Here is a 26,896-nt window from a genome sequence, read left to right as displayed (position 1 = left end):
TTTCAGCGAGGGCATCGCAGTCCACGGAGCACACGCATGACATGCTCCCCAACGTGTCGTCGACATCCGCACCGCCACGGCTGGTCCTTGTCGCCGGGGACGAGGAACTGCTGGTCGCCCGCGGGGTCCACGCGGTCGTGAACGCGGCTCGGGCCCACGATCCCCAAGCGGAGATCGTGGATCGGGCGCCTGGCGAACTGACCGACAGCGACCTGGTTGATCTGTCCAGCTCATCGATGTTCGGTGGGCTGCGCGTCGTGGTGGTTCGCGGTGCGCAGGAGCTGGCGGACGACCTCCGAGATGCGCTGCTCGCCTACCTGGCCCGACCGTTGGATGACGTTGTGCTTGTCGTCGTGCACAGCGGCGCCGTGCGTAACCGCAAGCTGGCGGACGCGATGAAGGCTGCCGGGGCACGGGTGGTTGCGGCGGCGCGCCTCACCCGTCCTCGCGACCGGCACGACTTCGTCGCGGCTGAGATCCGCCGGCTGGGTGGTCAGATCAGCCCGGGCGCGGTGAGGGCTCTGGCGGACGCTGTCGGCAGCGATCTGCGCGAGCTTGCGGCTGTATGCGATCAGTTGGTTGCCGATTCGGGCGGCCTGGTCAACGAGGCTGTGGTGGCTCTTTATCATCGCGGGCGGGCGGAGACAACCGGTTTCACCGTGGCGGATGCGGCGATCTCCGGAGACCTGGCCCAGGCGTTGACCGCGCTGCGACAGGCGCTGGGCAGCGGAGTCCCCCCGGTGCTTGTGGTGAGCGCTCTCACCACCGGGCTACGGGATCTCGCCCGGGTGGCCGCGACCGGTGGCGGCTCCACCTGGGAGATAGCCCGTAGCCTGGGCATGCCTGACTGGAAGGTGGAACGCTCTCTGCGGGCGGCTCAGGCCTGGAGCGATGAGGGGCTGGCGCGGGCGATGCGGGCCATCAGCGCGGCGGATGCGGCCGTCAAGGGCGGGGCCGCTGATCCGGCCTACGGGTTGGAACGCCTGGTCACCGAGATCGTGGCGGTTCGTGGCCGCGCGGCGGGAGTTCGCCGGTGACTTCCGGCACCTCACCCGGTTCGGATCGGGAGCACTCAGCCAGGATCGAGCGACCCGGTGTCAGCCGTGGTGACGACAGTGCAATGGGCGCCGAGCCGGCGGATGTCGTACCGCTGGGCCGTCACCGGTTACGAGGGTTCCTCGGCGCCGGCAGCGTGATCATCGGGATTGTCATTGCCCTGACGGATCTGGCAAGCGCATGGGTGATCGTGGCGCTCCCGCTGGCAGCAGCTGGCATGGCGGCTTATGACAACATGATCAAAATCATGCTGCAAGCGCCCACCAACAAACGCAGCCTCCGGCAATAGGACGGCTCGGCTCGCGCCGCTCGGGCGGCACCTCGCATTGTCGCTGGTCGACGCCGAGTACCTCCGGTGCCTCCCGCCGCCGCCTCGCGATCCAGCCACCCGGCGGACGGCGCTCCCTGGCCGAACGCCCTGCTGCCGGGTGGGCTGAGCACGAACATGTTGACCAACCGGGACGACTCACGACCGGCTCAGGCCCGTGCATGAGCGGAAAACCCGCACGGGCCCGCGGCGTGACAGGTGTGGTGGAGCGAGCTCAGGCGTCGGTCAGCGAAGCGTGCCGCGCGGCCATGGCCGACTTCTTGTTGGCGGCCTGGTTGGCGTGGATGACGCCTTTACTGACTGCCTTGTCCAGCTTTCGCGAGGCGACGCGCAGCTCAAGGCCGGCGCGCTCCGGGTCACCGGCGTCCGCGGCCGCGCGGAAGCGGCGGATGACCGTCTTCAGTTCGGACTTAACGGCCTTGTTGCGCAGCCGCCGCTTCTCGTTCGTGAGGTTGCGCTTGATCTGCGACTTGATGTTGGCCACGCGAAAGAACCCCTGGTCGTCGAATCGGTATGGGCGGCGGTCGGGCACCGGTGTCGGTTCACCGCCACCGAGCGGCGTACGTCCGCCTTCCGTCCCCTGGAAAGCAGAGCCGCCCAGGAGACGTCGGTAAGCCTATCAAGGTTTCAACGAGCCGCTCGCGGGCGGGCGTCGGTTCCTCCCGGCCGCTCGCGGATGTCGACGGTTGCGAGGTGCCGGCCGCGTGCACGCCCAGGCGCGAGCCTGCCGCGCCGGTGTAACGCCGGTGCAGCGCGATGGCCGTCGCCGAGTGCTTGCATGACGGGCCTGGCACGATGGGTGTAGTGCCCCCGACGGGCGTGACCCCGCTGGGCACGGTCCGTCCTGATGAAACGAGAAGACTCCCGCGTGCCCGCAGCCTCCGGCCCCCGTCGTGTCAACCAGGCCTCGGTTGACCAGGCGTTGATCCGCAACTTCTGCATCATCGCCCACATTGACCACGGCAAGTCGACCCTCGCGGACCGGATGCTTGGTGTGACCGGCGTCGTCGAAGCCCGCAACATGCGTGCTCAGTATCTGGACAAAATGGATATCGAGCGTGAGCGTGGCATCACGATCAAGGCGCAGAGCGTCCGGCTGCCCTGGCAGGCCGATGACGGTCGCGACTATGTCCTGCATCTGATCGATACTCCTGGCCATGTGGACTTCACCTACGAGGTGAGCCGCTCGCTGGCGGCATGCGAAGGCGCGGTCCTGCTGGTCGACGCGGCCCAGGGCATCGAGGCTCAGACGTTGGCAAACCTCTATCTGGCACTCGAGAACGATCTTCAGATCATCCCCGTGCTTAACAAGATCGATCTTCCGGCCGCGCAGCCCGAGAAGTACGCGGCTGAGCTGGCGCAGATCATCGGCTGTGATCCTGACGATGTCCTGCGAGTGTCGGGCAAGACCGGACTGGGTGTGCCCGAGTTGCTCAACGAGATCGTCCGCCGGGTCCCCGCGCCCATGGGTGACCCGGATGCACCCGCTCGAGCCATGATTTTCGACAGCGTCTACGACAGCTATCGAGGCGTCATCACGTATGTGCGGGTGGTCGACGGCCGGCTGACCACCCGGGACCGTTGCCTGATGATGTCCACGCGGGCCAGCCACGAGACCCTTGAGGTCGGGGTGATCTCGCCGGACCCGATTGCCCGCGACGGTCTGTCGGCGGGCGAGGTCGGTTACCTGATCCCGGGTGTCAAGGATGTCCGGCAGGCTCGCGTCGGCGACACCGTGACATCGGCGAGTCGGCCGGCCGACCGGCCGCTGGGTGGATACCGTGATCCGCGCCCAATGGTTTACAGCGGTCTGTATCCGCTTGATGGCAGCGAGTATCCGGCGTTGCGCGAAGCCTTGGACAAGCTGCAGCTCAACGACGCCGCGCTGACCTACGAGCCGGAGACGTCCGCGGCATTGGGTTTTGGGTTCCGCTGCGGTTTCCTCGGGCTTCTTCATCTGGAGATCGTCCGGGAGCGGCTGGAGCGGGAGTTCGGCCTTACACTCATCTCCACCGCGCCGAACGTGGTCTACCGCGTGCTTCTGGACGATGGTACCGAGACTGTTGTCACCAATCCGAGTGACTGGCCCGCCGGAAAGATCACCGATGTTTACGAGCCGGTTGTGGAAGCGATGGTGCTGTTGCCGGCGGACTTTGTGGGGCAGGTGATGGAGCTGTGCCAGGGCCGCCGGGGCACACTGCGCGGAATGGACTATCTATCCACAGACCGGGTGGAGCTCAAGTACACGCTGCCGCTCGGCGAGATTATTTTTGACTTCTTCGACGCGTTGAAATCCCGTACTCGCGGGTATGCCAGCCTCGATTACGAACCTGCCGGGGAACAGGCGTCCGACCTGGTGAAGGTCGACATTCTTCTGCAGGGGGAAACCGTGGACGCATTCTCCGCGATCGTGCACAGGGACAAGGCGTACGGCTATGGCGTGGCGATGACATCCCGGCTGCGGGAGCTGATCCCGCGCCAGCAGTTCGAGGTGCCGATCCAGGCGGCGATCGGCAGCCGGATCATCGCCAGGGAGAACATCCGCGCGATCCGCAAGGACGTTCTCGCGAAGTGCTACGGCGGTGACATCACGCGTAAGCGCAAGCTGCTGGAGAAGCAGAAGGAGGGCAAGAAGAAGATGAAGACCATCGGCCGGGTCGAGGTCCCGCAGGAGGCTTTCATCGCGGCCCTGTCGACGGATGCCGCCCAGGCCTCGAACACCTCGAAGGGCACGAAGTAGCGGCGAGCGTCGCCTGGGCCTCATCGAGGTGACGAGGCCCAGGCGACGCGGCCCGGTCCAGCCGGGCCGCGGGTGGGGCCTGGGGGCGCCGCCTCGGCCGGGCTGTACATGCCGGGACATATTGCGTTGATCATTTGGTCGTGCTGGTCGTGCTGGTCGTGCTGGTCGTGCTGGTCGTGCTGGTCGTGCTGGTCGTGCGGATGGGGTTGGGCTGCGGCGCGTTCAGTTGATCCGGGGAGCGGGCGAGGGCAGTCGGATGGGTTCGGTGACGGGTTCGTCGCGATCGGTGGAGCCGGTTTGCGCGCCGGATCGGTACTCCGTCGCGTGGGGGGGAAGAAGGTCCTCGATGTTGTCGAGGACACCGCGCGCGGTGTCGTCATTCATGTGAATCAGCTTTCCTGACCGGGGACCACGAGTTCACGACGCTTCGCCCATATTGTCTGGTTGATTATCAACGACTGCCCAATATGATTGTCCGCCGGGTGGCGGTTCTCTCCGGGTGCTGGATGTCACGCCCGGGAGCGGGGCGTTCGGCCTGGCTGGCGGCCGTGATTGCGGTAACGAAAGTGGATTCAAGGGGCAGACACAGCGTTGCTGTTCGGGCACACTATGGTCATGTCACGGGTCATGTCACGCATCACCGCGGCCGCTTCCGGTCGCGGGCTGTCCGGTGAAGCCGTCCCGGCTGGTGGTGGGCTTCCAGCGTCGGCCACAAACACGGTGGGCACCCGCCCGTTCGGCGTCTACGTGCATATCCCGTACTGCACGACCCGGTGCGGCTACTGTGACTTCAACACCTACACGGCCACCGAGCTCGGCCCGGGCGTCGCGATCGGGACGTTCGTCGAGACCCTTGCCGCCGAGTTCCGCTTGGCCCGTGCCGTGCTCGGCACGGCGGACGTGCCCGTCTCCACGATCTTTCTTGGTGGCGGGACACCGACCCTGCTTCCGATCGAGGATCTCCGGTCGTTGCTTCGAATGATCGATACGGAGTTCGGTATCGCCCCGGATGCCGAGGTGACGACGGAGGCGAACCCCGAATCCGTGGACGCGAACATGTTGGAGCAGCTGCGCGCCGCGGGCTACACACGGGTCTCGTTCGGTATGCAGAGCGCCCGGTCACACGTGCTTGCCGCACTTGACCGCCGGCATACCCCCGGGCGGGTACCGGACGTGGTCAGCTGGGCGCGCAAGGCGGGATTCACCCATGTCAACCTTGATCTCATCTACGGCTCGCCGGGCGAATCGGATCAGGACTGGCAGGCGAGCCTGGATGCCGTGGCCGAACTCGCTCCCGATCACGTGAGCGCGTACGCCCTGACCGTCGAGGACGGTACCCGGCTGGCCCGCCGTATCCGGCGCGGCGAGCTGCTCCCGCCGGACGACGACATGATGGCCGACCGCTATCAGCAGGCCGAGGAGACACTGACCACGGCGGGCCTGCGTTGGTATGAGATCAGTAACTGGGCCCGCGAACCCGACGCCCGCAGCCGGCACAACCTCGGCTACTGGCGCGGTCATGACTGGTGGGGTTTCGGGCCGGGGGCACACAGCCATGTCGGCGGCGTGCGCTGGTGGAACGTCCGCCATCCGGCCGCCTACAGCGCGTTGCTCGCCGGGCAGGCGAGTCCTGCCGCGGCCCGTGAGGTGCTGGACGGCGAAGCCAGGCGGACGGAGCGGGTGATGCTCGGGGTGCGGCTGGCCGACGGCCTCGCCGTTGACGAGCTGACCGAAGCAGGCCGCGCGCGGACCGGAGCGCTTGCCGCTGACGGGCTGATCGAGCCGGCGGCGCTGGCGGCCGGACGAGTGCTGCTCACTCTGCGCGGCAGGCTCCTAGCCGATACTGTCATTCGCGGCCTTCTTCCGGACTGACGGGCACCGCTGTTCCGGGCTGACGGACACCGCTCGCCGGGGTGGGCCTTGAGTTTCCGCACTCGGTGACGCGCTCGACCGTCTCGGCGGGAGGCCGAGACGGCTACAATTGGCACTCGAGGCAATGGAGTGCCAGGACCAAGCTGAGCTGGGTGCTGGCCTTGGTCGCCTCATGCGGTCGTGGCTGGCCCTGTCAAACGGCTTCGCCAAACGGGCCTCAACGTGGCGAAGGGGTGATACGACGTGCTGGAGGAACGGCGGTTGGACGTACTGCGCGCCATCGTTGAGGACTTCGTGCTGAGCAACGAGCCTGTAGGGTCCAAGGCGTTGGCGGAGCGTCACCAACTGGGGGTCTCTCCTGCTACGGTGCGTAACGACATGTCCGCGCTTGAGGAGGAAGGGTACATCACCCAGCCGCACACGAGCGCAGGGCGGATCCCTACGGACAAGGGCTACCGGCTGTTCGTCGACCGGCTGTCAGGGGTCAAACCCCTGTCGCGGGCGGAGCGGCGGGCGATCCAGAGTTTCCTTGAGGGGGCGATCGACCTCGATGACGTGGTCCGGCGGTCGGTTCGGCTGCTGGCGCAACTGACTCGCCAGGTCGCTGTCGTACAGTACCCGTCGCTGCCGTGCAGCAGCATCCGGCATATCGAGATTGTGACGATCACGCCGGCTCGACTACTGCTTGTATTGATTACTGACACCGGTAGGGTCGAGCAGCGGGTGGCCGAGGTGCCCGCGCCGGTTGACGATCTGATCGTCGGCGAGCTGCGGGGAGTGCTCAACGCGGCGTTGAATGGGCGCAGGCTCGTTGACGCGCCCGACGCGGTTGCCGACCTGTCGGACGCCGCCCGCCCTGATCTGCGTCCGCATCTGAACACGTTGATCGCGGTGGTGATGGAGGCGCTGATCGACAAGCCTGAGGAACGGGTGGCGCTGGCGGGTACGGCCAACCTGACGCTGTCGGCCTTCGACTTTGCCGATACACTGCGTCCCCTTCTGGAAGCTCTGGAGGAGCAGGTTGTTCTGTTGAAACTGATCGGCGAGGTACGCGACCTCGACACCGTCACGGTACGTATTGGTCAGGAAAACAGCATGGATGCGCTACGTTCCACCTCGGTAGTGGCCACAGGATACGGTCGCGGAGCATCGGCTTTGGGCGGCCTGGGAGTGGTCGGCCCGCGGCGGATGGACTATCCAGGGGCAATGGCGGCCGTACGAGCCGTCGCCAAGTACGTGGGTGATCTTTTGGGTGCCGACTGATGGCCACCGACTACTACGAAGTGCTGGGCGTACGCCGGGACGCTTCGAACGACGAACTCAAGCGGGCGTATCGCAAGCTCGCTCGGGAGCTGCATCCCGACGTCAACCCCGACCCGGCGGCGCAGCAGCGCTTCAAGGCCGTGACCGCCGCCTACGAGGTGCTGTCCGACCCGGAGAAACGCCAGCTCGTCGATCTCGGCGGTGATCCACTGGCTCCCGGCGGGGGAGGCGGCAACGGGGCTCCCTTCGGGGCGGGCTTCGGCGGCCTCGGCGACATCATGGATGCCTTTTTCGGCGGCGGGGCCAATCGTGGGCCGCGCTCACGGGTCCGCCGCGGCAACGACGCGCTGCTCCGCCTCGAGCTCGACCTTGCCGAGACCGCGTTCGGAACGACCCGGGAGATCACTGTCGATACGGCGGCGGTCTGCACGACCTGCTCCGGCGAGGGAGCGGCACCGGGCAGTCACCCGGCGACCTGCTCGGTGTGCCACGGTCGCGGGGAGGTCCAACAGGTGACTCGGTCGTTCCTGGGCCAGATGGTCACCTCAAGACCGTGCACCCGGTGTGGCGCGACCGGGACCGTGATCGAACATCCGTGCCGGGAATGCGGTGGCGACGGGCGGGTGCGTAAGCGGCGCAACCTGACCGTCAAGATTCCCTCGGGTGTCGAGGACGGGATGCGGATCCGGTTGTCCGGCGAAGGCGAGGTCGGACCGGGTGGCGGGCCCAATGGTGATCTTTATGTCGAGGTGCAGGAGCGTCCCCATCCGGTCTTCACCCGGGAAGGCGACGATCTCCACTGCGAGCTGCGCATCCCGATGACGGCCGCCGCCCTCGGTACCACGTGCGGGCTGGAGACCCTCGACGGCGGCGAGACCCTCACGGTCAAGCCCGGCACCCAGCCGGGGCATGTCATCACGATGAGCGGTCGAGGGGTACCGCATCTGCGTTCGGTCGGCCGTGGTCACCTGCATATCCATGTGGTGGTGGAGACGCCGACCAAGATTGATCCTGAGCAGGAGAAGCTGCTGCGGGAGCTGGCGAAGCTGCGGGACGAGGAGCAGCCGGCGGTGGTGACCAGCGGTAACGGGACCGTCGACGGGCAGGGCTTCTTCTCCAGGCTCCGCGGGGCACGCGGCACGCGGTAGGTGGCTGCGGTGGGCCGGATGGGAGCCACTGGGGACGGGACCGGGACGGGGGGAGTCGACCGCTGACAGCGCCCCTTTTCCAGCAGGGCGTGGTGCCGGACGAACGGGAGCTGACACTGTCCGGCCCGGAGGGCCGTCATGCGGCGACGGTCCGCCGGCTGCGTCCTGGTGAACGCGTGGATATTACCGATGGTTGTGGTGTTGTTGCTGAATGTACCGTGCTGCGCTGCCGGCGTGACGAGATCGACTGTGCGGTCGAACGCAGGGTTGTGTATCCGGAACCCACGCCTCGGCTGGTCGTGATCCAGGCGCTGGCCAAGGGCGACCGCGGTGAGCTCGCCGTCGAGCTCATGACCGAGGTGGGGGTTGACGAGATCGTCCCGTGGTCGGCCGCCCGCTCGATCGTCCGCTGGGAGGGGGAGCGCGGTGCCCGGGCACACGCGCGTTGGTCGGCCACCGCGCGGGAGGCCGCGAAGCAGTCACGGCGGGTTTTCTGGCCCCAGCTGGCATGCCTCGCGGACACCGCCACGGTCAGTGCCCGGCTCGCGGCCGCGGACGTCGCGGTGGTCCTGCATGAGGAGGCGAGCGAACCGCTCGCCGTGGGGCTGCGGGCGGCGGGGGTGACCTCCGCCCGGCCGCGGCCCGCCGCGCCAGCGGGCGCCCAGCTGCCGGCACCGGCGGGATCGTTGGAAGCGGGATCGTTGGAAATCGTGCTGGTGGTGGGGCCGGAAGGCGGGATCACCGGAAGTGAGCGTGAGGTGTTCGGCGCGGCCGGGGCCGTGCCGGCTCGGCTTGGCCGCACGGTGTTGCGGACGTCGACCGCGGGGGTTGTCGCGGCTGCGATTGTGTTCTCTCATACCTCCCGCTGGGATCGGTAGACCGACGGTGGCGCGATGCTGGTTTTCGGTATCCGACCGATGGCTGCCGAGGATCGTTAGACTAGGGGCCGTACTGACTCATGTCGTTTGAGAGGTCTCGTGGCCGCAGCCGGCCGCAACCCATGACCGATTCCATTTCCCCGTCCGACCAGCGGACCGTCACGCGCATCGTCGTCCCGGCCGTGCACAGCATGCTGAGCTTGCTGGGCCACCAGGACGAGTTGCTCCATGTCATCGAGCAGGCCTTACCGTCCGATATTTACGTCCGGGGCAACGAGATCACTATTACCGGTCAGCCGGGCGAGAACGCCTTGGCCGCCAAGCTTTTCGCCGAACTGATCGCTTTGTTGGAGTCCGGCACGGAACTGACGCCGTCCCATGTCAACCACTCGTTGTCGATGTTGCGCAGTGGCAGCGAGGAGCGGCCGGCCGAGGTTCTCACCCTCAACATCCTGTCCAGCCGAGGGCGGACGATCCGCCCGAAGACGTTGAACCAGAAGCGGTATGTGGACGCGATCGACGTCCACACGATCGTGTTCGGCATCGGCCCGGCTGGCACCGGCAAGACCTATCTGGCCATGGCCAAGGCCGTGCAGGCGCTGCAGTCCAAGCAGGTGAACCGGATCATTCTGACCCGGCCGGCGGTCGAGGCGGGGGAGCGGCTGGGTTTCCTGCCCGGTACTCTTTATGACAAAATTGATCCTTATCTGCGGCCACTGTACGACGCCCTGCACGACATGGTCGACCCGGACTCGATCCCACGACTGATCCAGAGCGGGACCATCGAGGTCGCGCCGTTGGCGTACATGCGTGGCCGGACCCTGAACGACGCGTTCATCATCCTGGACGAGGCGCAGAACACCTCCGGTGAGCAGATGAAGATGTTCCTCACCCGGCTCGGTTTTGGTTCCAAGATCGTTGTTACCGGGGATATCACCCAGGTGGACCTGCCCAGCGGCACCCGCAGCGGTCTGCGGGTGGTCCGGGAGATTCTCGACGGCGTCGACGACGTCCACTTCGCGACCCTGACCAGCACGGACGTGGTGCGTCACCGGCTGGTCAGTGACATTGTCGACGCCTATGCCCGCTGGGACGCGGCAAGCGCGCCCAGCCCGCGACCCGCGCAGGCCGGTCGCCGAGACCGACGATGACCAGCGCTCGACCGGGCGCGACCGGGCGCGACCGATGGAAGCACAGGTGGATGAGACACAACCGGTGGTGTGCCGCGGGTGGTGGCGCCGGACGAGGATGGATGGCTGATGGCCGTTTTCGTAGCTAACGAATCAGGCACTGACGCCGACGAGGTCGCCCTTGCCGCCCTTGCCCGGTTCGTGTTGGACGAGATGAAGGTCAACCCGCTGGCGGAGTTGTCGATCATGCTTCTGGAGCTGTCCGCCATGGAGGAGCTCCACGTCCGTTACATGGGTGAGGAGGGGCCGACCGACGTGCTGGCCTTCCCCCAGGACGACGCCTTCGACCCGTCCGCGCCCGACTCGGGTGAGGACGACCCGGCCCTGCTTCTCGGCGATGTCGTCCTGTGCCCGGAGATCGCCCGCAGGCAGGCGGCAAAGGCGGGCCACTCAACCGAGCGCGAGCTGCATCTGTTGTGCACGCACGGCATCCTGCACCTGCTCGGCTACGACCACGCCGAACCGGAGGAGGAGCGCGAGATGTGGGCTGTGCAGTCCCGCCTGCTGACATCGTGGGACGCCGCCCGGAGCGCTGGCACGCGCTGAGCGCGGCGATTGCTGAACGTAGCGACTTCCGGGCATGGCACATACTGAGCATGGTGCGGGGGAGTTGACGGGACGAGCCCATGGGCTACGGTGATGTTCCACTTCTGCTGATCGCGGTGGTTGCCGCGTTGGCCGCCGCCGGGATCGGGTGTATCGACGCGGCGCTGACCCGGGTCTCCCGAGTGTCGGTCGAGGAGTTCCTGCGGGCTGGCCGGCCACGGGCCATCCGCCTGGCCGCGATCGTCGCGGACCCCGGTCGTTATCTGGCGCTGCTGCTGTTGCTGCGGATCGTCGGAGAGATGATCACAACAGCCTGCGTGACGGTCATAGCCGTGCACACCTACGGAGCCGGTTTCGCCTCGGTCGCGCTCGGGGCACTGGTCGGCACGCTGTTCGCGTACATCCTGGTGGGAGTGGTGTTCCGGACGCTGGGCCGGCAGCACGCACCGGTGGTGGCGCTCGCGACCGCGGGACTTACCAGCTGGCTCGGCCGGATGTTCGGCCCGTTGCCCCGCCTGTTGATCGCGTTTGGCAACGCGGTGACCCCTGGGCGGGGCTACCGGGACGGTCCGTTCGCCACCGAAGCGGAACTGCGTGATCTTGTTGATCTCGCTCAGGAGCGTGACGTCATCGAGCGCGGCGAGCGTGACATGATCGCTTCTGTTTTCGAGCTCGGGGACACCCTGGTGCGCGAGGTCATGGTCCCTCGTCCCGACATGGTCCACATCGAGTCGGCGAAAACCGTCCGACAGGCCATCTCGCTGGCGTTACGCAGCGGTTTCTCACGGATCCCGGTGACCGGGGAGACCGTGGACGACGTGGTCGGGATCGCCTTCCTCAAGGACATGGTGGGCCGTGAGCGCGAGGGCTTGGACGCCCGGCCCGTTTCGGAGGTGATGCGCCCGCCAGCGCTGGTGCCCGAGAGCAAGCACGCTGACGCCCTGCTGCGTGAGATGCAGGCGTCCCGGACCCACATGGCGATCGTCATCGACGAGTACGGCGGTACCGCTGGGCTCGTGACCATCGAGGATATCCTCGAGGAGATCGTCGGAGAGATCACCGACGAATATGACACCGAGACCGCGCCGGTGGAATGGATCGGCGACGACGCGGCCAGGGTGACCGCCCGGCTGCCAGTGGACGATCTGCGTGACCTGTTCGGAACGGGCGAGCTGCCCGGATCCGGCGACGTCGAGACCGTCGGTGGGCTGCTGGCGAGCGCGTTGGGACACGTGCCGATCCCGGGAGCGACAGCAACCGTCGGTGTGCTCACGCTCACCGCCGAGAGCGCCGCCGGGCGCCGGAACCAGATCGGTACGGTGGTGGTCCGGCGGTCGTCGTCTGCTGACGAGGACTCCGCTGGCGGATCCCTGGCCGACGTGGTCCGTGCCGGCGGTCATCGAGGTGGCTCCGAGCGGGGCGGCCAGGAGCGCGGGGACGAAGGCGGGGATGAGGACGCGAAACATGGTGACAGCGGCTGCGGCGGGAACGCCATCGGCCCGGTCGCGCGCCGTACCGCATCCGGGACGCGCACATGAGGGACCCGTATATGGATCACATGAGTGACCCGCGCATGCGTGCGCATGGGTAAGGGCGAGAAGGACGAGACAGGGATGGGTGTGCCGGAGCGGGAGTCGGACGGACCGGGTTCGCAGGGGCAGAACCCGGGCGGAGCGCGTCCGGGCGCGGGCGCCGCGCCGGTTGCCCCTGGCGTGCTGGAGCCGGAGGACGCAAAGCTCGTGACCCTGGCCCGGTCGGCAAGGCCGCGTGCCTACGTGCCGCGAGGCGGAGCCGCCGCGGCCGAGGGCGCGGCCGTCCGTGACACCGATGGGCGAACATACGCGGCGGCGACCGTGGAGAATGCCGACGCTCGACTGAGCGTGTCGGCGCTGCGGGCGGCGGTGGTCGCGGCGGCGTCCAGCGGTGCCCGCAGCTTCGAGGCCGCGGCGATCGTGTCCGAGCGGGTGGCGCTCCCAGCCCCGGACGGCGGCCCAGCCCCGGACGGCGACGCACCCCCGAGCGTGCCTGGCACGGCCGCGCCAGCCGCCGACGACCTGCTCGTGCTCGGTGAGTTCGGTGCCGGCGTCCCGGTGTTCCTCGCCAGCCCGGACGGGGTGGCGCGCGGCCGGGTGACAACCTAGTGGCTCTCGCCGTGGGGACTGAACCGCGGTTCCGGTCAGGGTTCGCGTGCTTTGTCGGACGTCCCAACGCGGGTAAGTCCACCCTGACCAACGCACTCGTCGGAGCCAAGGTCGCGATCACCTCCGGGCGTCCGCAGACGACCCGGCACGCCATCCGGGGTATCGTGCACCGCGCCGATGCTCAGCTTGTGCTGGTTGACACCCCCGGGCTGCACCGCCCTCGGACGCTGCTCGGCCAACGCCTCAACGACGTGGTGCGCACGACCTTGTCCGAGGTGGACGTGGTCGCCTTCTGCGTCCCGGCGAACGATCCGGTCGGCCGTGGTGACCGCTTCATCGCCGAGGAGCTCGCCCGGCTGCCCAAACGGACGCCGGTGATCGCAGTCGTCACCAAGACCGATCTGGTGTCTGACCGGGACGAGCTGGGCGCCCAGCTGCTCGCGGTCTCCTCGCTGGCCGACTTCGCCGAGGTGGTACCGGTCAGCGCGGTGTCGTCGTTTCAGGTGAACCTGCTCGCGGACCTGCTGGTCGAGCGGTTGCCGGCCGGTCCGCCGCTGTATCCGGACGGCGATCTGACCGATGAGCCTGAGCAGGTGATGGTCGCCGAGCTGGTACGCGAGGCCGCTTTGGAGGGCGTGCGGGACGAGTTGCCGCACTCGCTGGCCGTCGTTGTGGAGGAGATGATCCCGCGTGCGGACCGGCCCCCTGACCGCCCGTTGCTGGACGTCCATGTGAACGTCTACGTCGAGCGGCAGAGCCAGAAGGCGATCGTCATCGGCGCGCGGGGCACCCGCCTGAAGGACGTCGGGACGCGGGCCCGTACCCAGATCGAGGCGCTGCTGGGCACCCCGGTCTTTCTGGACCTGCACGTCAAGGTCGCCAAGGACTGGCAGCGCGATCCCCGCCAGCTCCGAAAGCTCGGCTTCTGACCGCCGCTGGCCGTTGCACACCTTCGGCCCGGTCGGCGGATAGTGACGCTCATGGCTGGCGTGCGGCGGGTGATCCCGCTGACTCTGGGGTGGGTCGAGGTGCCGTACTCGATGTCGGTGTATGGCGCCCCGGACGGCATCCGGCTGTGGGAGCCCGTCCCGGCGCTGCTGCTGGAGGTCGACGGGGGCTGGTTACTGGTCGACACCGGGCTCAACCCGGCTTTCGTCCGGGATCCGGCCCTGTGCCGTCGGTTCCACCAGGACACCGGCGTGGAGGTACGGCTCCCGGCCGGCGCCGGCGACCCGCTGGAGGGCGAACTGGGACGAGTCGGGCTCACGCTCGACCAGATCGACGCGGTTGCCGTCTCGCACCTGCACAACGACCATGCCGGCGGGCTGCGCCACTTTGCGCGGCGGGACACCCCCGTCCATATTCAGCGCCGGGAGCTTGATCATGGACTTGGCGCGCACCCGGCGCGGCTGGAGGCTGACGGCATCATCCGGGTCGACTTCGATGATCCGGCGATCGCCTGGCGGCCGGCCGACGGTGACAGCGAGATCGCCACGGGGGTGACCGCGATCCTCACCGCCGGGCACACCCCCGGTCACCAGAGTTTTGTCGTCGAGATGGATCCCGCGGTAGGCGGTGGCGGGTATGTCTTCGCGTTTGACGCCGCGGATCTGCGGGAGAACATCGACTCGGAGCGAGCGGTCGGTGGGTCGATCGGCGTTCCACCGGAGGCGACCATCGAGCCGATCCGGCGGTTGAAGGCCATCGCGTCCGCCCGCGGGCTGCGCCTGGTCCCCGGGCACGACCCGGTCGTGTGGCCGGCGCTCACCACGGAGCTGGCTACCTGAACCCGGACCCGGACCCGGACCGGTCCCGGTCTGGCGCCGGGTCCGCGACAGCCTCGAGGAGGGCGTCCCGGTTCGCCAGGATGAAGTCCTTGAGCGCGCTGGGCTGGAGGGCGAACCGGGCCAGGTCCTCGCCGCGCAGGTCGATGCGCTCGACGTCGTAGCGTCCCTTTGCCGGGTTGGTGAATTCGTCGCCCGTCCTGGCGGCAAGATTCATCGAGGTGAGCCGGCAGACGAAGAAGTGCTGGACGGTGATGCCCGGCGTGCCGCCCCCGCTGTGTCTTGTCGCGCTTGTGAGGAACACCTGCTGGACGCGGTCGACGGTAGCGCCCAGCTCCTCGGCGACCTCCCGGTGCAGGGCAGCCTCGACCGAGGTGTCCTGCTGATCGACCCCGCCGCCCACGGTGGCCCAGTAGGGGGGCTGGCCGGGCAGGCTCCGGCGGAACACGATCAGCTGCCCGCCGGAGTCGATCAGAATCGCTCTGGCGGCCCGTCGCACCACTCGCACCAGCCCATCATTGTCCGCAGCGGAGATCTGCGTCCGGGTACGCCAGGAACCCGCTACGGTTCCTGGCTGATCCGGGTCACCCCCACCCCGAGCAGGTAGGTGCCACCGAGATCCGTCCAGCCCACGTCCAGCGGGGCGGATGCCGCCAGTCGCCGGCTGTGGAGCGCACGGTCTGTGCCGGCGGCGAAGGCGTCCACCGTCCCGTTCCCGGCCCGGACGAAGGCGGGCGGCCCGACTGTCCGCCCACCGGCGTCGATGAACCGTATGAACGGCACAGCGGCGTAGGCGAGTGTTCCCGACGCCAGCCGGCAGCCGACGAACGCCCGCCCGGCCCCGTTCGGGGCAGGATGATAACCCTGGTCACCGTGGGATCCGTAGGCGTCCGGGTAGGTGTCTGCGTAGGTGTCGTTGCCGCCGGCACCTGGCGCCCCATCGCACCGGACGCCGAGCACCTTCCAGAACGAGGTGGCTGTCCGCCGGTAGAGGTTGGCCGCGGGTGGGGCGCTGTCGCTGGCGCGGGTGATGAACCAGGTGACGGCCCCGTCCACGACGGCCACCGCGGGAGCGGCGTCGGTCCGCCCGCCGTAGTTCGTCCACCAGGTCACCCGGGCTGGCTGGCCGGTGGTGTCGATGGGCACGGCTGTGACGTACAGTGCACGATCACTTCCGCGGCATCCCAGGTGCAGCGTTGATCCGACGACGATCGCGGCCTGTCCGTAACACTGTGTCCCGGGTAGGCCGAGCGGGGACCATGCATCATCGGTATCGCCCCGCATCCAGAGATTCCCGTCGGTGCCACCCACGATGTAGGTGACCCTGCCGGCGGCCTGGATCACTGTCGGAACTGATGTGGCCTGGCCGCCCAGCGACATGGGGCGGGCCTGGTCGGACCGTTTCGCCCAGACGGCGTGATCGACGCCTACGCCAGCGACGATCGTGTACCCGGCCGGGGCTAGGCCCAGGGGCCGGCTGACGAGCGCCGCGGCAAGCTTGTTCCACAGCGGAGCGCCACGTCCGGTCACCAGATCGAATCCGGCCGTGGCGCTGTGGGCGCCGTTGCCCCCGGTGATGACGTCCCGAAATGCTGCGGCGGGCGCCTGGTACAGCTGGTCGTGGATGTCGCCGTACCCGCCCGAGCGTTGCCCGCCCGACGCCCACACGGCCGCGAGCATCCCGGCGGCGGCGGGTGCGGCGAGGCTGGTGCCACCGAAGCGCAGCCAGCCGGGTGTGACCGTGCCGCCGTGGCTCTCCCAGTAGCGGTGATCATAGACGGCAAAGCCGGTTGCCGGGTCGGCATCCATGGCGAGGTCGGGCAGCGCACGTGACGCGCAGCTGGTGGCCGGTTGCCAGCCTGGTCGGGCGAACAGCGTCGAACATCCCCCACCAGAGCCGGCCCAGGCCGTTTCCGACACGGTCGTGCTGGCCGGGTGGAGCATGCTCGTGCCACCTACCGCGATCGCTGACGGTGATGACGCTGGATAGCTCGCGGTGGCGGTGCCGTTGCCGCAGTCGTCGGAACCGCTGTCGCCGGATGCGGCGAAGGTGGTGACGCCCGCGGCCGCGATCGCCGCCAGCAGCGTCTCGGCGGTGCTGACGAAGGCGGCGCTGTTGTGCGGCTCGCACAGCCCCCAGGAGACGTTGAACGCCACCAGGTTCGCCGCCGGATCGGCGGCGTCGGCGCGGACCCGGTCAAGGATGTCGAGGAAGCCCTGGTCGGTGTTGGGGCCGAAATAGACGCGTTGACGCGCGGTGGGCGCGACCGCCAGCAGCGCCTCCTGGTCGAGGGCGACCTCGCTGTCCCCGTCGCCGTCCCGGGCCGGGTCGTAGCCGGGTTCGCGCCCTACGCTGACCGCTGTGTAACGCCCGTTCATGACCGGGTCGGGTATGCCCGCCGCCGCCGCGTAGGCCCGCAGGTCGGCGGAGTCCCAACCGGACAGCTGAAGGCTCGCGACGGTCGGCTCCGGTCCGCCGTCGCCGCGGCGGCCGTCCGGGGCACCATAGGCGGTACGCAGGTCAGCGCCGGTATAGCCACTGTTCGCCGGGATGGCCGCGGCGGTGCGCGCAGGGGCCGGCGCCGTCTTGGCCGCCGATGTGCCCAGGGGACGGAATGCCGGTCGGGTCTCGTCACCGCCAACGGCGACCGAGACAAGGCCGTACAGGGACGGGGGGACGGTTGGCAGGCTCTGCGCGTAGCGCAGAGCGGGACGAGAGCGCCGGGCGCTGCCGAACAGCTGCCGGAGATGGCCTGCCTCGCCGCTGGCGGTGACGCTCCATGTCGTGCTCCTGATCACGCGCAGGCCCAGTTCGTCAAGCTTGTTCGCGACCGTGTCGTGGGTCGCCCGCGAGGGCAGAAACGCTCTCAGCCGGGCGGCCCGGTCCTGCGAAGATCCGGTGACTGTCCCTGCGGCCGACCGCGCGAGGCGGTCCAGGCCGGCCGGGTCGGGCGCGGTGAGATAGACGGTGACGGTCTGGACGGCCGCGCTCTGGGCGGTCGTGGCCGCGGTCGCGGCGATGTGGACCTGGGTCACGATTAAGACGAGAGCCACGTGGAAAACCGTCATTTTTTCGCTGATACATACCAATCGTCTACATGCCAATCGTTCCCGCATCGCCAGCACTATTACTCCTAGTTCTTTTATGGATTCTTAAAGTGACTATTGCAGAGTGTGGTGGCCGGGAGCGGGCAGGCATCGCATCGCATCGCGGGCCGGCAGGCGAACGGGCCACCGCCAGCCAGCCCACCCACCGCCGGATGGGCCGATACTCCGCAGCGGCTACGGCGTGTTTCAGAACACGCCCCAGGCCGCTCCCCGGGCGGTGGCATGTCACGATCGGCCCGAGGGGACCGTGTCCTGCCCGCTTACCGGGATGCGTGCAACCATGGGTGGGTGCCGGTCTACCGCGATGAAGGCGTTGTCCTGCGAACGACGCCGCTCGCGGAGGCCGATCGCATCGTCACCGTGTTGACCCGGCGGACTGGACGGGTACGCGCGGTGGCCAAAGGGGTGCGGCGCACGTCGTCCCGCTTCGGCGCCCGGTTGGAACCGGGTACCTACGTCGACCTCCAGCTGCATGAGGGGCGCTCCCTCGACACCGTCACGCAGGCCGACATCCTCAGCCCCTATGGCGCGGTGATCGCTGGCGACTACTCTCGGCACACGGCATCGGCTGTCATGCTGGAAACGGCCGAACGGCTGACCGGTGAGGAACGTCAACCGGCCATGCGCCTGTTCCTGCTCCTGGTCGGCGGTCTGCGTACCCTCGCCCAGAGTGAGCGTGCGCCGGGTCTCGTCCTGGACGCCTTTCTGCTGCGCGCCTTGGCTGTCTCGGGCTACGGAATGGCGTTGCAGGCATGCGCGCGCTGCGGCGCGCAAGGGCCCCACCAGGCGTTTTCCGTGTCGGCGGGAGGCGTAGTGTGCCCGCAGTGCCGACCGCATGGTGCGGCTTCGATGTCCCTGGCCGCCGTGCGGCTGCTGTCCGACCTGCTCACCGGCGACTGGGCCGCCGCCGACGCGAGCGAGGTCCGCACCCGGCGTGAGGCTGGTGGCTGCGTCGCGGCCTACCTGCAGTGGCATCTCGAGTACGGCTTACGCGCGCTGCCCCACCTGGAGCGGGCGTGAACCGGGCTGGGCGTGTCGTGGGTGGCGCACTCGACGAAGATGCGTCGATGATGTTTGTGGGCGCGGGAGGGGCAATGATCGCGCTACCGTTGGCTGGCGGTAGAAGGGAGGTGTCCGGTGAATCGACGTAACGGGAGAGCCGGACGGTTCCGTGAGCCGCACCCGCATCCTTCCGGCGCATGCCGGCCGGAGATTCCTTCCGCGTTGATCCCGCGGCATGTTGCCATCGTCATGGATGGCAACGGTCGCTGGGCGAAAATGCGTGGCCTGCCGCGTACGAAGGGCCACGAGGCCGGTGAGGAGGCCCTCTTCGACTGTGTGGAGGGCGCGATCGAGCTGGGAGTCCGGTGGCTGTCGGTGTACGCCTTCTCCACGGAGAACTGGAAGCGTTCGCCGGACGAGGTCGCCTTCCTGATGCGCTTTACCGACGGGGTGTTCGGCAGGCGCATCGACGACATGGACTCCCTGGGAGTACGGGTCCGGTGGGCCGGCCGGCGGCCTCGCCTGTGGGGCAACGTCATCCGGCGGCTGGAGGCGGCCGAGGAGCGTACCTGCGGTAACGACCGTCTTACGCTGGCGATGTGCGTGAACTACGGCGGGCGCGCTGAGCTCGCCGATGCCGCGGCCGCCATCGCCCGCGATGTCCGTGACGGTCGGCTGCGAGCGGACCGCATCGACGAGAACACCGTCGCCCGCTATCTCGACGAGCCGGAGATGCCCGACGTCGACCTGCTGATCCGTACGTCGGGGGAGCAGCGGCTGAGTAACTTCCTGCTCTGGCAGGCCGCCTACGCGGAGTTCCTGTTTGTCGAGCGGTTGTGGCCTGACTTCGACCGTCGCGACCTGTGGGCAGCCTGCGAGGATTTCGCCAAACGGGACCGCCGGTACGGCGGGGTCGTGGGCCATCCGTCGGGAGTCCGCTCGGTGCTGCCGTGACATCTCTGGCGGGCGGCTCGCGGCCGGACGGACGCGAACTGATAGAACCGTGCGGTGCTTGCTGTCATGCGGCTGCGGGTCCCGGTCAGCGAGGCCGAGGCCTTCCGCGAGCGTGCGGAACGGGTCCTGGCCGCTCTCGCCGGTGAGCGTGGCTATCGCTGGGCCCGGCTGGGCCGTGCCGTGGACGATTCCGGGCTGTGGGTGATCACATCCGAGTGGGACGGGGCGGGCGCCTGGCGCCGGGCGGTGTCGGCGTTCGCTGTCCGGTTGGAGCTGACGCCGTTGATGGTCTACGCCGTCGATGAGCCGGGCGCGTTCGAGGTGCTGCTCGCCCATGACGGCGTCACGGGCGCTGTGCGCCGGGCATCGGATCTTGCCTGACCTCTCTGCTTCGGCTCGGCCCGCGGCCCGTACGCTGGGCACCTGTCTGCCTGATCGGTACCTGCCCGCCTGATCCCCACCTGGCGCGGGTGTACGCAGGATGCGACCGCCCAGCGTCACCGATGATGCTGGGCGATAGGAAGGGAGTGCCCACATGGCCAGTGCGTCCGACCGTATGGACACCATCGTCAGTCTGTGCAAGCGCCGTGGGCTGGTCTTCCCCTCGAGCGAGATCTACGGTGGCCTGCGGGCGTCGTGGGACTACGGCCCGCTCGGGGTGGAGCTGAAGAACAATGTCAAGCGTGCCTGGTGGAAGGCGATGGTCCAGGGCCGCGAGGACGTGGTCGGCCTCGACTCGTGTGTGATCCTCGCACGCGAGGTCTGGGAGACCAGCGGGCACGTGCAGGTCTTCGTCGACCCGCTGACCGAGTGCCTCACCTGCCACAAGCGCTTCCGTGCCGACCATCTTCAGGAGGCATTCGAGGCCAGGCGCGGCCGGCCGCCGGCCGCGCTCACCGAGGTCAACTGCCCCAGCTGCGGCGCGCGTGGCACGTTCACCGAGCCGCGGATGTTCAACGGCCTGCTCAAGACCTACCTGGGACCGGTCGAGGACGAGTCGGGCCTGGCGTACCTCCGGCCGGAGACAGCCCAGGGCATTTTCATCAACTACGCGAACGTGCAGGCGACCGCCCGGCGCAAGCCGCCGTTCGGCATCGGTCAGATCGGCAAGTCGTTCCGTAACGAGATCACCCCGGGAAACTTCATCTTCCGGACCCGCGAGTTCGAACAGATGGAGATGGAGTTCTTCGTCCCGCCGGGCGAGGACGAGACCTGGCACGACTACTGGATCGACGAGCGGATGAAGTGGTATCGAGACCTGGGCGTCCAGGACGAGAACCTGCGCCGTTTCGAGCACTCCAAGGAGAAGCTCTCCCACTACTCGAAGCGGACCGTCGACATCGAGTACCGGTTCAACTTCGCCGGGCTGGAATGGGGTGAGCTGGAGGGCATCGCGAACCGCACGGACTACGACCTGACCGTGCACGCGAAGGCGTCCGGCGCGGATCTGACCTATTTCGAGCAGGCCACCGGCGTCCGCTACACCCCGTACGTGATAGAGCCCGCGGCCGGAGTGGACCGTGCCACCCTGGTGTTCCTGCTGGACGCCTACGCCGAGGACACCGCACCCAACACCAAGGGCGGGGTGGACCGCCGGGTCGTGCTCCGCCTTGACCGCCGGCTCGCCCCGGTCAAGGCGGCGGTACTCCCGCTGTCGCGCAACGCCGATCTGTCGCCGGCCGCCCGCGACCTTGCCGCCGAGCTGCGTAAGCACTGGAACGTCGATTTCGACGATGCCGGCGCGATCGGGCGCCGGTACCGCCGGCAGGACGAGATCGGCACGCCGTTCTGTCTCACGGTCGACTTCGACTCACTACAGGACCACGCCGTCACGATCCGGGAGCGGGACACGATGGCGCAGGAGCGCGTGGCCATGGACCAGGCGGTGTCCTATCTCAACACCCGCCTCGGCCCCTGCTGACAGGTTCACATGGATGCCGCGGCGCTCGCTCCTCGGGGATGATGTGTCGCCGGGGGCAGCCGACGGCCGTGTTTTCATCCCACCAGCGTTGTACGTGCCGCCGGCCGGACCGCGAGCCGCCCGCACGGCAGCTGTCATACCGGTGGCTGCGGGGATGGGGCCGGCAGCTCGAGGTCGCTCGACCCGAACCGGTCGGCCAGGAAACGGCCGTGCGACAGCAGCTTCGCGGTGTCCCCGGCCGCCGCTGCCTCGGTGACGTCACGGATGCCCGCTTCCAGCAGACCGAGCTGGTCGATGACAACCCGGCGCGGTGTGCGCCCGTCGTCCAGCCGGTGCGTCTCGGCGTACTGCGTGGGCAGACCGAGGTAGACCTCCAGCGCGGTCGGCAGGTAGTCGGCGATGGTCCGCACGACCACGAACGTCTCGGGCGAACCGGCCCGCAACAGGTGCGGGCGGTCGAGTACCTCGCGCAGCGCGGCGGCGACCCGGTCCGCGGCGGCGGTGACCTCGGCCGGTGCACGTCCAGCCAGGGCCCGCAGCTGGGCGTCGACGACCGTGCGCAGCTCGGCGGCGCTCGGCTGGGTACCCGCGGGCGCCGGGCGACGGGCCGGCGCGATCAGCGCGCCGACCGCGTACAGCGCGGCAACGACCAGCGGCCACTGCGGTGGCCCGACCACACCGGCGGCGGTCAGCCCAAGCCCGCCGAGCGCACCGGTGCAGCCGGCGATGTTCTTCAGCGATCCCATCCAGGCCAGCGCCTTCTCCCGGCGCCCACGGGCGGGCGGCGCCGGTGGTGGGGCCGGCCGCGGCAGCCGGAGCGGCATCACCACCAGCAGCCCCGACCGGGAGCGGGCCCACCGGCGGGCATGCTGGGCCCGGCGTCACTGGTAGCCACGGATGTCCTTGAACACGTCGGTCAACGAGGACGCCCGCGCGTCGAAGGCCGCGCCACCGGTATCGGTGGCGATCGAGCGAAGATCGTCTGGACGGGCTTCGCCGAAGATGACGCAGAACGTGCGGACGGCCTGCGCGGCCGGGGGGAGGCCCCGGTAACTGGCGCGAAACTGGCTGGCTGACAGCCCGGCGTTGTTCTCGCCATCCGTCATCAGGACGATCGATGTCAGGTAACCGGGCTCCCTGGCGATCGAGTCGGACGCTCGGCGGTACGCGTCCGCGAGCGCGGAGTAGATGGCCGTTCCCCCCTCGGCGTGCAGGCTGGCGACGTACGAGCGGATCGCGGCCAGATCGGGTGAGGACGCCTCGGTGGCTGTCACGGTGAAGTCGCGTGCCCCGACGACCGAGCCGTTGAAGGTCACAAGTGTAACTTTCTCCCGGTCACGGAACCGGGTGAACCGGCCGGACAAGGATGTATCCGCACCAGCGAGCCCTGTCAGCGCGGATGTCAGGTCGGCCAGCCGCTGGCCGGCCATGGAACCGGACACGTCCAGTACGAAGATTGCGTGTGCTGGCCGGCGAAAATGATCGAAATAGGAGGTGAGCAGCTCGTCGGCTACCGCCTGGGTGGCGGGGAAGGGCAGTTCGGCCAGCGCGGCCGCGGTGAACCGCGGGTCGAGCGCGACGCCCGGGACAGCTGGCCGGCGATTGGTGTCGGTCTGTAGCCGCTGTTGGACGGCCGGGCTGCGTAACCAGTTCACCACCCGGTTGTATTCGTCCCGCCGAGCCGGGTCGAGCAGCAGCATGGGGTAGTCGGCTGTGATGATGCCGTCTTTTGGATAAATGATCGTGAGTGGTTCGCGCAGCCGGCCCGAGCGTTGCAGGGACAACAGCACCGACTCGTAGTTTATGATCCCGTCGGCATCCTGGGGACGATTGACGAAGGCGTCCGCGAGCCAGCCGGAGCTGCCCGAGGTGAGCGTCTGTCCGGAGAAGAACGACGTCAGAGCGTCGGTGCGGATGTCGGACGCCTGGAGCGCGTCTGACTTCCCGGCGAGCGCGGCCGCGACGCCGACCAGCGCGCTGAAGCCGGAGTTGGACGCCGCCGGATTCGTCATGGCGTACGTCAGCTCGCCGGTGGCGACCTTCGCGGCGACGTCCGCCCAGGTGACGCTGGCGGTCCCCGTCCAGCCGAACCGGCTGGCGAGCGAGGTCCGGACACCCAGGACCACCGGCGATGTCATGGTTGGCGTGCGCGCGCTGGCCGCTGTCGCGCCACCGGGCAGCAGACGCAGGTAACGGTCAGAGGACAGCCAGGCCGCGTCCACGTCCGCGGTATGTCTGACGATTGTGTCGGTGGCGTCGAGCGTTCCGGTGTAGACCGGTTTCACCGTGATGCCGGTAGCCGCGCGCAAGTCGCCGAGCAGCGGTTCGATGTCGGCGAGTTCCGAGCCGGCGAGCACCCGCAGCACGCCCGGTTTACCCGGGCTGGCGCTCTGCCCCGGGCTGGCTCCCGGCCGCGTGGCGGGGGCGGAGGCACAGGCGGTCATGACCACCATGGCCAAGGCGCCCACGCAACTGGCGAGCAGAGCGGCAGCGCGCGCCCGGCAACTGGAGACGCGGCGTCCGGTCACGGCCCGCCGCCGGAGATCTCCAGTTCCCCGGCCGTTGCCGGGACGATCTCGGCGGGAGCGGCCGCGGCGGCCCGGTCCAGGTACGCGGTGGCTTTCCCGACTTCTTCGGACAGGGCCGAGACCGTCGTGCGCATGGTCTCCAGGGCGGCGGTCTTGTAGCCGTCGATCGTGTCGATCGTGGCGTAGATGTTGGCGAACGCCTGCTGGAGAGCCTGCACCGACACTGTCGAGGAGGCCGCCTGCCCGTGGATCTCCACCGTCTGGCGCCGCAGCAGCTCCGAGGTACCGACGATGATGCGCTCGGTGGTCTCGTTCAACGCGGTGATCTGGTCGAGCACCAGTTTCTGGTTGGCCAGGGCCTGGGCGACGAGCACCGCCGTCCGCAGGGCCGCGACGGTCGTGGTGCTTGCCCGGTCCACACCTTTGATCAGCTCGAGGTTGTTGCGTCTGATCATTTCCAGGGCCAGGTACCCCTGTGCGCTGACCGCGAGCTGGGTGAGCAGATCCTGGTGTTTCTGCCGGACGTAGAACAGGACGTCCTCGCGGAGCATCCGTGCCCGCTCCGGGTCGCCGGCCTCGATCCGGTCTGTCCGGGTGACGAGCTCGGCGTCGAGGCTCGAGGCGAGCTGGGTGTACTCGCGCAGCCTGCCCATGGTGGTCCACAGGTTGTGCTTCTCCTGCTCGATCGCGGCATTGTCCCGCCGTAACTCCTCCTGCCCGTTCTGCAGCGCATGCAGGATGGCGTCCAGCTGCGCCTGCGAGGACTGGTAGGAGGCGAAGTAGTCCCGCAGGCGGTTCCCGAACGGGATTATGCCGAGCAGCTTTTTCGGGCCCAGCAGATTCACCGTGGACGGGTCGAGGTCGCCGACCACCCTGCGCAGCTCAACCAGCGATGTCGACACCGACGACGTCGCGTCGAAGGCACCGGAGCTCATCGCCCGCGTCGGTTTGTCCAACAGCCGGTTGGACACCGCGGCTGAGGCACGGATCTCTTTCTCGCCCATCCGGTGCACGGCGGCGACCTTGGCCGTGAAGGCGGGCGAGGCCGGGTCGATGCCGACCAGCGCGTCGGCGAAGGCCACCGCCTGGCCAGCCAGTCGCGAAGCCGCCTCCGGGCTGATCGGGACGGCGGGTCCGGCCTGTTCCGGGGCGACCGGTGCGACCGGCGCGGGCGGCACCAGGACCAGCTGTGCGCCGGGGTCGCCCGCGGCCGGTGGCGGGGTGGGTGGTGGGAGGGTCATCAACCCGGCCCCTTCTGGTACTTCATCTCGATCTGACCGATCATCCGTTCGGATATCTCCGCGCTCGGTGGTTCGACGATATTGACCAGCTGCGGTGGCGGGCTGGCGCCGCGTTCGGTGGCGTACTGCCGGCCATAGCCGACGTCCGCGGTGCGGAACCCGTGCCGGACAGCGAGACGCTGGAGCTCCGGGTCGGTTGTCAGCAGGCGCCCGACCGCGTCGCCGGCAGGACTGAGCGGGACGACGGTGTGTTTGGCATAGATGGTCGGATTCGGGTACATCAGTACCATGTCACCGCCCAGGGAGCCGTCCTTGGCGAGCAGGTGGGCTCTGAACTGGGCCTCATAAATCATGACCATCGGCGTCTTGCCCATACCGATGGTCAGGAAGTCGTCGAACGGCTCCTGGGACGACGCATCCAGGTAGCCCTGCTTGAGGAACAGGGGCGCGAGCCGATCTGCCATACGGTCGGCCGTCCCGGTGTCGGTGACGATGTTCCCGCCGTTGCTCGCATAGGAGGCGATCGCCAGATAAAGGGCCGCCGAGTTCGACGTCCGCACATCCGTCGAGCTGATGAGAATGGACTTGTCGGTCCGGTAGACGCTGTTTGCGGGCAGCTGTGACCAGCGGGTGCCGCTCGCCACCAGATCGAGGTACTTACGCATGTCGAACAGGTAGTGGTCGCCCTCTCGGCTACTGACATCCGCCGCGGTCAGGAGTGTCGCGATCGGGGCGAAGGTGGCTATTGCCATCGGTGTGAAGAAGGGTACGTAGGATGCGTTGATCTTTCGATCGCGCCTGATGCGGTCCGCCTGCGGCGCATCGGCCGGGAACGCCAGGTCGAAGCCGGACAGGTCGCGGGTGGTGGCGATCTCGCGCGATCCAGCGGAAGTGATCTCAAGTCTGTAGCCGGCCCGGGCGAGGGCGGCCACCACCTCCGGGTCAGCGAAGAAGGACTGTTTCTCGGATGAGATCAGCGCGCGGACCTTGGTCGTGCCCGCACTGGGGCCGGATCGGATCCGCGGGACGACGATCAGCCCGACGACGCCGAGCGCGAGCAGCCCGGCAAGCGCGAGCCCGAGAACCCGGCGACCCTGCACGGTGTCTTCCTCCTCTTCGTGCCTGTTGGCCCGAGTATGTCAGCGCGCGTCATGATCGTAAGTGTCGTACCCGACAGCTTCCCTGCCGACGAGGCC

The 26,896-nt window shown here is 68.5% G+C and carries 25 protein-coding genes; 17 read left to right on the top strand and 8 right to left on the bottom strand.

The window, feature by feature from the left end; genetic code table 11:
• Positions 1-41 precede the first annotated feature (41 nt).
• A complete protein-coding gene (gene holA, locus MJ797_RS01045) occupies positions 42-1,037 on the top strand; it encodes a DNA polymerase III subunit delta (protein ID WP_239330508.1) in 996 nt (331 codons plus the stop codon).
• An 83-nt stretch (positions 1,038-1,120) separates the two neighbouring features.
• Positions 1,121-1,345, top strand: a complete 225-nt coding sequence (locus MJ797_RS01040) for a hypothetical protein (protein ID WP_239330489.1) — start codon at positions 1,121-1,123, stop codon at positions 1,343-1,345.
• Between the two features lie 253 nt (positions 1,346-1,598).
• Here the strand turns inward: MJ797_RS01040 and rpsT are convergent, their stop codons facing one another.
• Positions 1,599-1,868: a 30S ribosomal protein S20 gene (gene rpsT / locus MJ797_RS01035; RefSeq protein WP_239308347.1), complete on the bottom strand. Its 270-nt coding sequence runs from the start codon at positions 1,866-1,868 to the stop codon at positions 1,599-1,601.
• A 363-nt stretch (positions 1,869-2,231) separates the two neighbouring features.
• Here rpsT and lepA point away from each other — a divergent pair, with 363 nt between their 5' ends.
• The gene (gene lepA, locus MJ797_RS01030) at positions 2,232-4,124 is read left to right on the top strand and encodes a translation elongation factor 4 (protein WP_239330486.1); all 1,893 of its coding nucleotides are present in this window, start codon (positions 2,232-2,234) and stop codon (positions 4,122-4,124) included.
• Positions 4,125-4,346: 222 nt separating this feature from the next.
• Here lepA and MJ797_RS01025 read toward each other — a convergent pair whose 3' ends face one another.
• Entirely contained in the window at positions 4,347-4,508 is a 162-nt protein-coding gene (locus MJ797_RS01025; RefSeq protein ID WP_239330469.1) for a hypothetical protein, read from the bottom strand.
• 243 nt (positions 4,509-4,751) lie between these two features.
• Here MJ797_RS01025 and hemW point away from each other — a divergent pair, with 243 nt between their 5' ends.
• The 10 genes from hemW to MJ797_RS00975 all read left to right on the top strand — a co-directional run bounded on the left by hemW (position 4,752) and on the right by MJ797_RS00975 (position 14,949).
• Positions 4,752-5,996 (top strand): radical SAM family heme chaperone HemW, encoded by a 1,245-nt coding sequence (gene hemW, locus MJ797_RS01020; RefSeq protein ID WP_239330466.1) that lies wholly within the window; start codon positions 4,752-4,754, stop codon positions 5,994-5,996.
• Between the two features lie 243 nt (positions 5,997-6,239).
• A complete protein-coding gene (gene hrcA / locus MJ797_RS01015; protein ID WP_239330444.1) occupies positions 6,240-7,259 on the top strand; it encodes a heat-inducible transcriptional repressor HrcA in 1,020 nt (339 codons plus the stop codon).
• Complete coding sequence (gene dnaJ, locus MJ797_RS01010; protein ID WP_239330431.1) at positions 7,259-8,407, top strand: molecular chaperone DnaJ; 1,149 nt, start codon at positions 7,259-7,261, stop codon at positions 8,405-8,407. The genes hrcA and dnaJ overlap by 1 nt, the downstream gene beginning before the upstream one ends.
• 92 nt (positions 8,408-8,499) lie before the next feature.
• Positions 8,500-9,285 (top strand): 16S rRNA (uracil(1498)-N(3))-methyltransferase, encoded by a 786-nt coding sequence (locus tag MJ797_RS01005; RefSeq protein ID WP_239330428.1) that lies wholly within the window; start codon positions 8,500-8,502, stop codon positions 9,283-9,285.
• A gap of 122 nt (positions 9,286-9,407) precedes the next feature.
• Complete coding sequence (locus MJ797_RS01000; protein ID WP_239330425.1) at positions 9,408-10,436, top strand: PhoH family protein; 1,029 nt, start codon at positions 9,408-9,410, stop codon at positions 10,434-10,436.
• Between the two features lie 108 nt (positions 10,437-10,544).
• Positions 10,545-11,021: an rRNA maturation RNase YbeY gene (gene ybeY / locus MJ797_RS00995; protein WP_239330422.1), complete on the top strand. Its 477-nt coding sequence runs from the start codon at positions 10,545-10,547 to the stop codon at positions 11,019-11,021.
• An 80-nt stretch (positions 11,022-11,101) separates the two neighbouring features.
• A complete protein-coding gene (locus MJ797_RS00990) occupies positions 11,102-12,559 on the top strand; it encodes a hemolysin family protein (RefSeq protein ID WP_239330405.1) in 1,458 nt (485 codons plus the stop codon).
• Positions 12,560-12,634: 75 nt separating this feature from the next.
• Positions 12,635-13,162 (top strand): cytidine deaminase, encoded by a 528-nt coding sequence (locus MJ797_RS00985; RefSeq protein WP_374581160.1) that lies wholly within the window; start codon positions 12,635-12,637, stop codon positions 13,160-13,162.
• Positions 13,163-13,173: 11 nt separating this feature from the next.
• Positions 13,174-14,091, top strand: a complete 918-nt coding sequence (gene era, locus MJ797_RS00980) for a GTPase Era (protein ID WP_239330400.1) — start codon at positions 13,174-13,176, stop codon at positions 14,089-14,091.
• 51 nt (positions 14,092-14,142) lie between these two features.
• Positions 14,143-14,949: an N-acyl homoserine lactonase family protein gene (locus MJ797_RS00975; RefSeq protein WP_239330380.1), complete on the top strand. Its 807-nt coding sequence runs from the start codon at positions 14,143-14,145 to the stop codon at positions 14,947-14,949.
• Here MJ797_RS00975 and MJ797_RS00970 read toward each other — a convergent pair.
• Both MJ797_RS00970 and MJ797_RS00965 read right to left on the bottom strand, forming a co-directional pair.
• Complete coding sequence (locus MJ797_RS00970) at positions 14,942-15,454, bottom strand: NUDIX domain-containing protein (protein ID WP_239330363.1); 513 nt, start codon at positions 15,452-15,454, stop codon at positions 14,942-14,944. The genes MJ797_RS00975 and MJ797_RS00970 overlap by 8 nt on opposite strands.
• Positions 15,455-15,507: 53 nt before the next feature.
• Positions 15,508-18,000, bottom strand: coding sequence for a S8 family serine peptidase (locus MJ797_RS00965; protein ID WP_239330360.1), 2,493 nt, complete (start codon positions 17,998-18,000; stop codon positions 15,508-15,510).
• Positions 18,001-18,342: 342 nt separating this feature from the next.
• On the opposite strand from MJ797_RS00965, the gene recO reads away from it, so the two are divergent.
• The 4 genes from recO to MJ797_RS00945 all read left to right on the top strand — a co-directional run bounded on the left by recO (position 18,343) and on the right by MJ797_RS00945 (position 21,931).
• The gene (gene recO, locus MJ797_RS00960) at positions 18,343-19,074 is read left to right on the top strand and encodes a DNA repair protein RecO (RefSeq protein ID WP_239330343.1); all 732 of its coding nucleotides are present in this window, start codon (positions 18,343-18,345) and stop codon (positions 19,072-19,074) included.
• A 117-nt stretch (positions 19,075-19,191) separates the two neighbouring features.
• Positions 19,192-20,010: an isoprenyl transferase gene (locus MJ797_RS00955; RefSeq protein ID WP_239330332.1), complete on the top strand. Its 819-nt coding sequence runs from the start codon at positions 19,192-19,194 to the stop codon at positions 20,008-20,010.
• Positions 20,011-20,064: 54 nt separating this feature from the next.
• Positions 20,065-20,391, top strand: coding sequence for an antibiotic biosynthesis monooxygenase family protein (locus tag MJ797_RS00950; RefSeq protein ID WP_239330311.1), 327 nt, complete (start codon positions 20,065-20,067; stop codon positions 20,389-20,391).
• Positions 20,392-20,545: 154 nt separating this feature from the next.
• The gene (locus tag MJ797_RS00945; RefSeq protein WP_239330308.1) at positions 20,546-21,931 is read left to right on the top strand and encodes a glycine--tRNA ligase; all 1,386 of its coding nucleotides are present in this window, start codon (positions 20,546-20,548) and stop codon (positions 21,929-21,931) included.
• Positions 21,932-22,065: 134 nt separating this feature from the next.
• Here MJ797_RS00945 and MJ797_RS00940 read toward each other — a convergent pair whose 3' ends face one another.
• The 4 genes from MJ797_RS00940 to MJ797_RS00925 form a co-directional block, all read right to left on the bottom strand.
• Positions 22,066-22,755, bottom strand: a complete 690-nt coding sequence (locus tag MJ797_RS00940; RefSeq protein ID WP_239330895.1) for a hypothetical protein — start codon at positions 22,753-22,755, stop codon at positions 22,066-22,068.
• A gap of 57 nt (positions 22,756-22,812) precedes the next feature.
• Positions 22,813-24,384: a VWA domain-containing protein gene (locus tag MJ797_RS00935; protein WP_374581158.1), complete on the bottom strand. Its 1,572-nt coding sequence runs from the start codon at positions 24,382-24,384 to the stop codon at positions 22,813-22,815.
• Between the two features lie 71 nt (positions 24,385-24,455).
• On the bottom strand, positions 24,456-25,700 hold the full coding sequence (locus MJ797_RS00930) for a toxic anion resistance protein (RefSeq protein WP_239330286.1): 1,245 nt from the start codon (positions 25,698-25,700) through the stop codon (positions 24,456-24,458).
• Positions 25,700-26,800, bottom strand: a complete 1,101-nt coding sequence (locus tag MJ797_RS00925; RefSeq protein WP_239330283.1) for a hypothetical protein — start codon at positions 26,798-26,800, stop codon at positions 25,700-25,702. Before MJ797_RS00925 ends, MJ797_RS00930 begins: the two co-directional genes overlap by 1 nt.
• Positions 26,801-26,896: the final 96 nt, after the last annotated feature.

It is taken from the genome of Protofrankia sp. CiP3 (assembly GCF_917627345.1).
Classification (GTDB): Bacteria; Actinomycetota; Actinomycetes; order Frankiales; family Frankiaceae; genus Protofrankia.
Note: the sequence above shows the minus strand (reverse complement) of the source record. Positions and strands in the feature narration are given on the sequence as shown.

Bases quoted from the DNA above. Each gene is read 5' to 3' on its own strand.
- holA (WP_239330508.1), top strand. From the start codon at position 42: ATGCTCCCCAACGTGTCGTCGACATCCGCACCGCCACGGCTGGTCCTT.
- MJ797_RS01040 (WP_239330489.1), top strand. From the start codon at position 1,121: ATGGGCGCCGAGCCGGCGGATGTCGTACCGCTGGGCCGTCACCGGTTA.
- lepA (WP_239330486.1), top strand. From the start codon at position 2,232: ATGAAACGAGAAGACTCCCGCGTGCCCGCAGCCTCCGGCCCCCGTCGT.
- MJ797_RS01025 (WP_239330469.1), bottom strand. From the start codon at position 4,508: ATGAATGACGACACCGCGCGCGGTGTCCTCGACAACATCGAGGACCTT.
- hemW (WP_239330466.1), top strand. From the start codon at position 4,752: ATGTCACGCATCACCGCGGCCGCTTCCGGTCGCGGGCTGTCCGGTGAA.
- dnaJ (WP_239330431.1), top strand. From the start codon at position 7,259: ATGGCCACCGACTACTACGAAGTGCTGGGCGTACGCCGGGACGCTTCG.
- MJ797_RS01000 (WP_239330425.1), top strand. From the start codon at position 9,408: ATGACCGATTCCATTTCCCCGTCCGACCAGCGGACCGTCACGCGCATC.
- ybeY (WP_239330422.1), top strand. From the start codon at position 10,545: ATGGCCGTTTTCGTAGCTAACGAATCAGGCACTGACGCCGACGAGGTC.
- MJ797_RS00990 (WP_239330405.1), top strand. From the start codon at position 11,102: ATGGGCTACGGTGATGTTCCACTTCTGCTGATCGCGGTGGTTGCCGCG.
- MJ797_RS00985 (WP_374581160.1), top strand. From the start codon at position 12,635: ATGGGTGTGCCGGAGCGGGAGTCGGACGGACCGGGTTCGCAGGGGCAG.
- MJ797_RS00975 (WP_239330380.1), top strand. From the start codon at position 14,143: ATGGCTGGCGTGCGGCGGGTGATCCCGCTGACTCTGGGGTGGGTCGAG.
- MJ797_RS00945 (WP_239330308.1), top strand. From the start codon at position 20,546: ATGGCCAGTGCGTCCGACCGTATGGACACCATCGTCAGTCTGTGCAAG.
- MJ797_RS00940 (WP_239330895.1), bottom strand. From the start codon at position 22,755: ATGCCGCTCCGGCTGCCGCGGCCGGCCCCACCACCGGCGCCGCCCGCC.
- MJ797_RS00935 (WP_374581158.1), bottom strand. From the start codon at position 24,384: ATGGTGGTCATGACCGCCTGTGCCTCCGCCCCCGCCACGCGGCCGGGA.
- MJ797_RS00930 (WP_239330286.1), bottom strand. From the start codon at position 25,700: ATGACCCTCCCACCACCCACCCCGCCACCGGCCGCGGGCGACCCCGGC.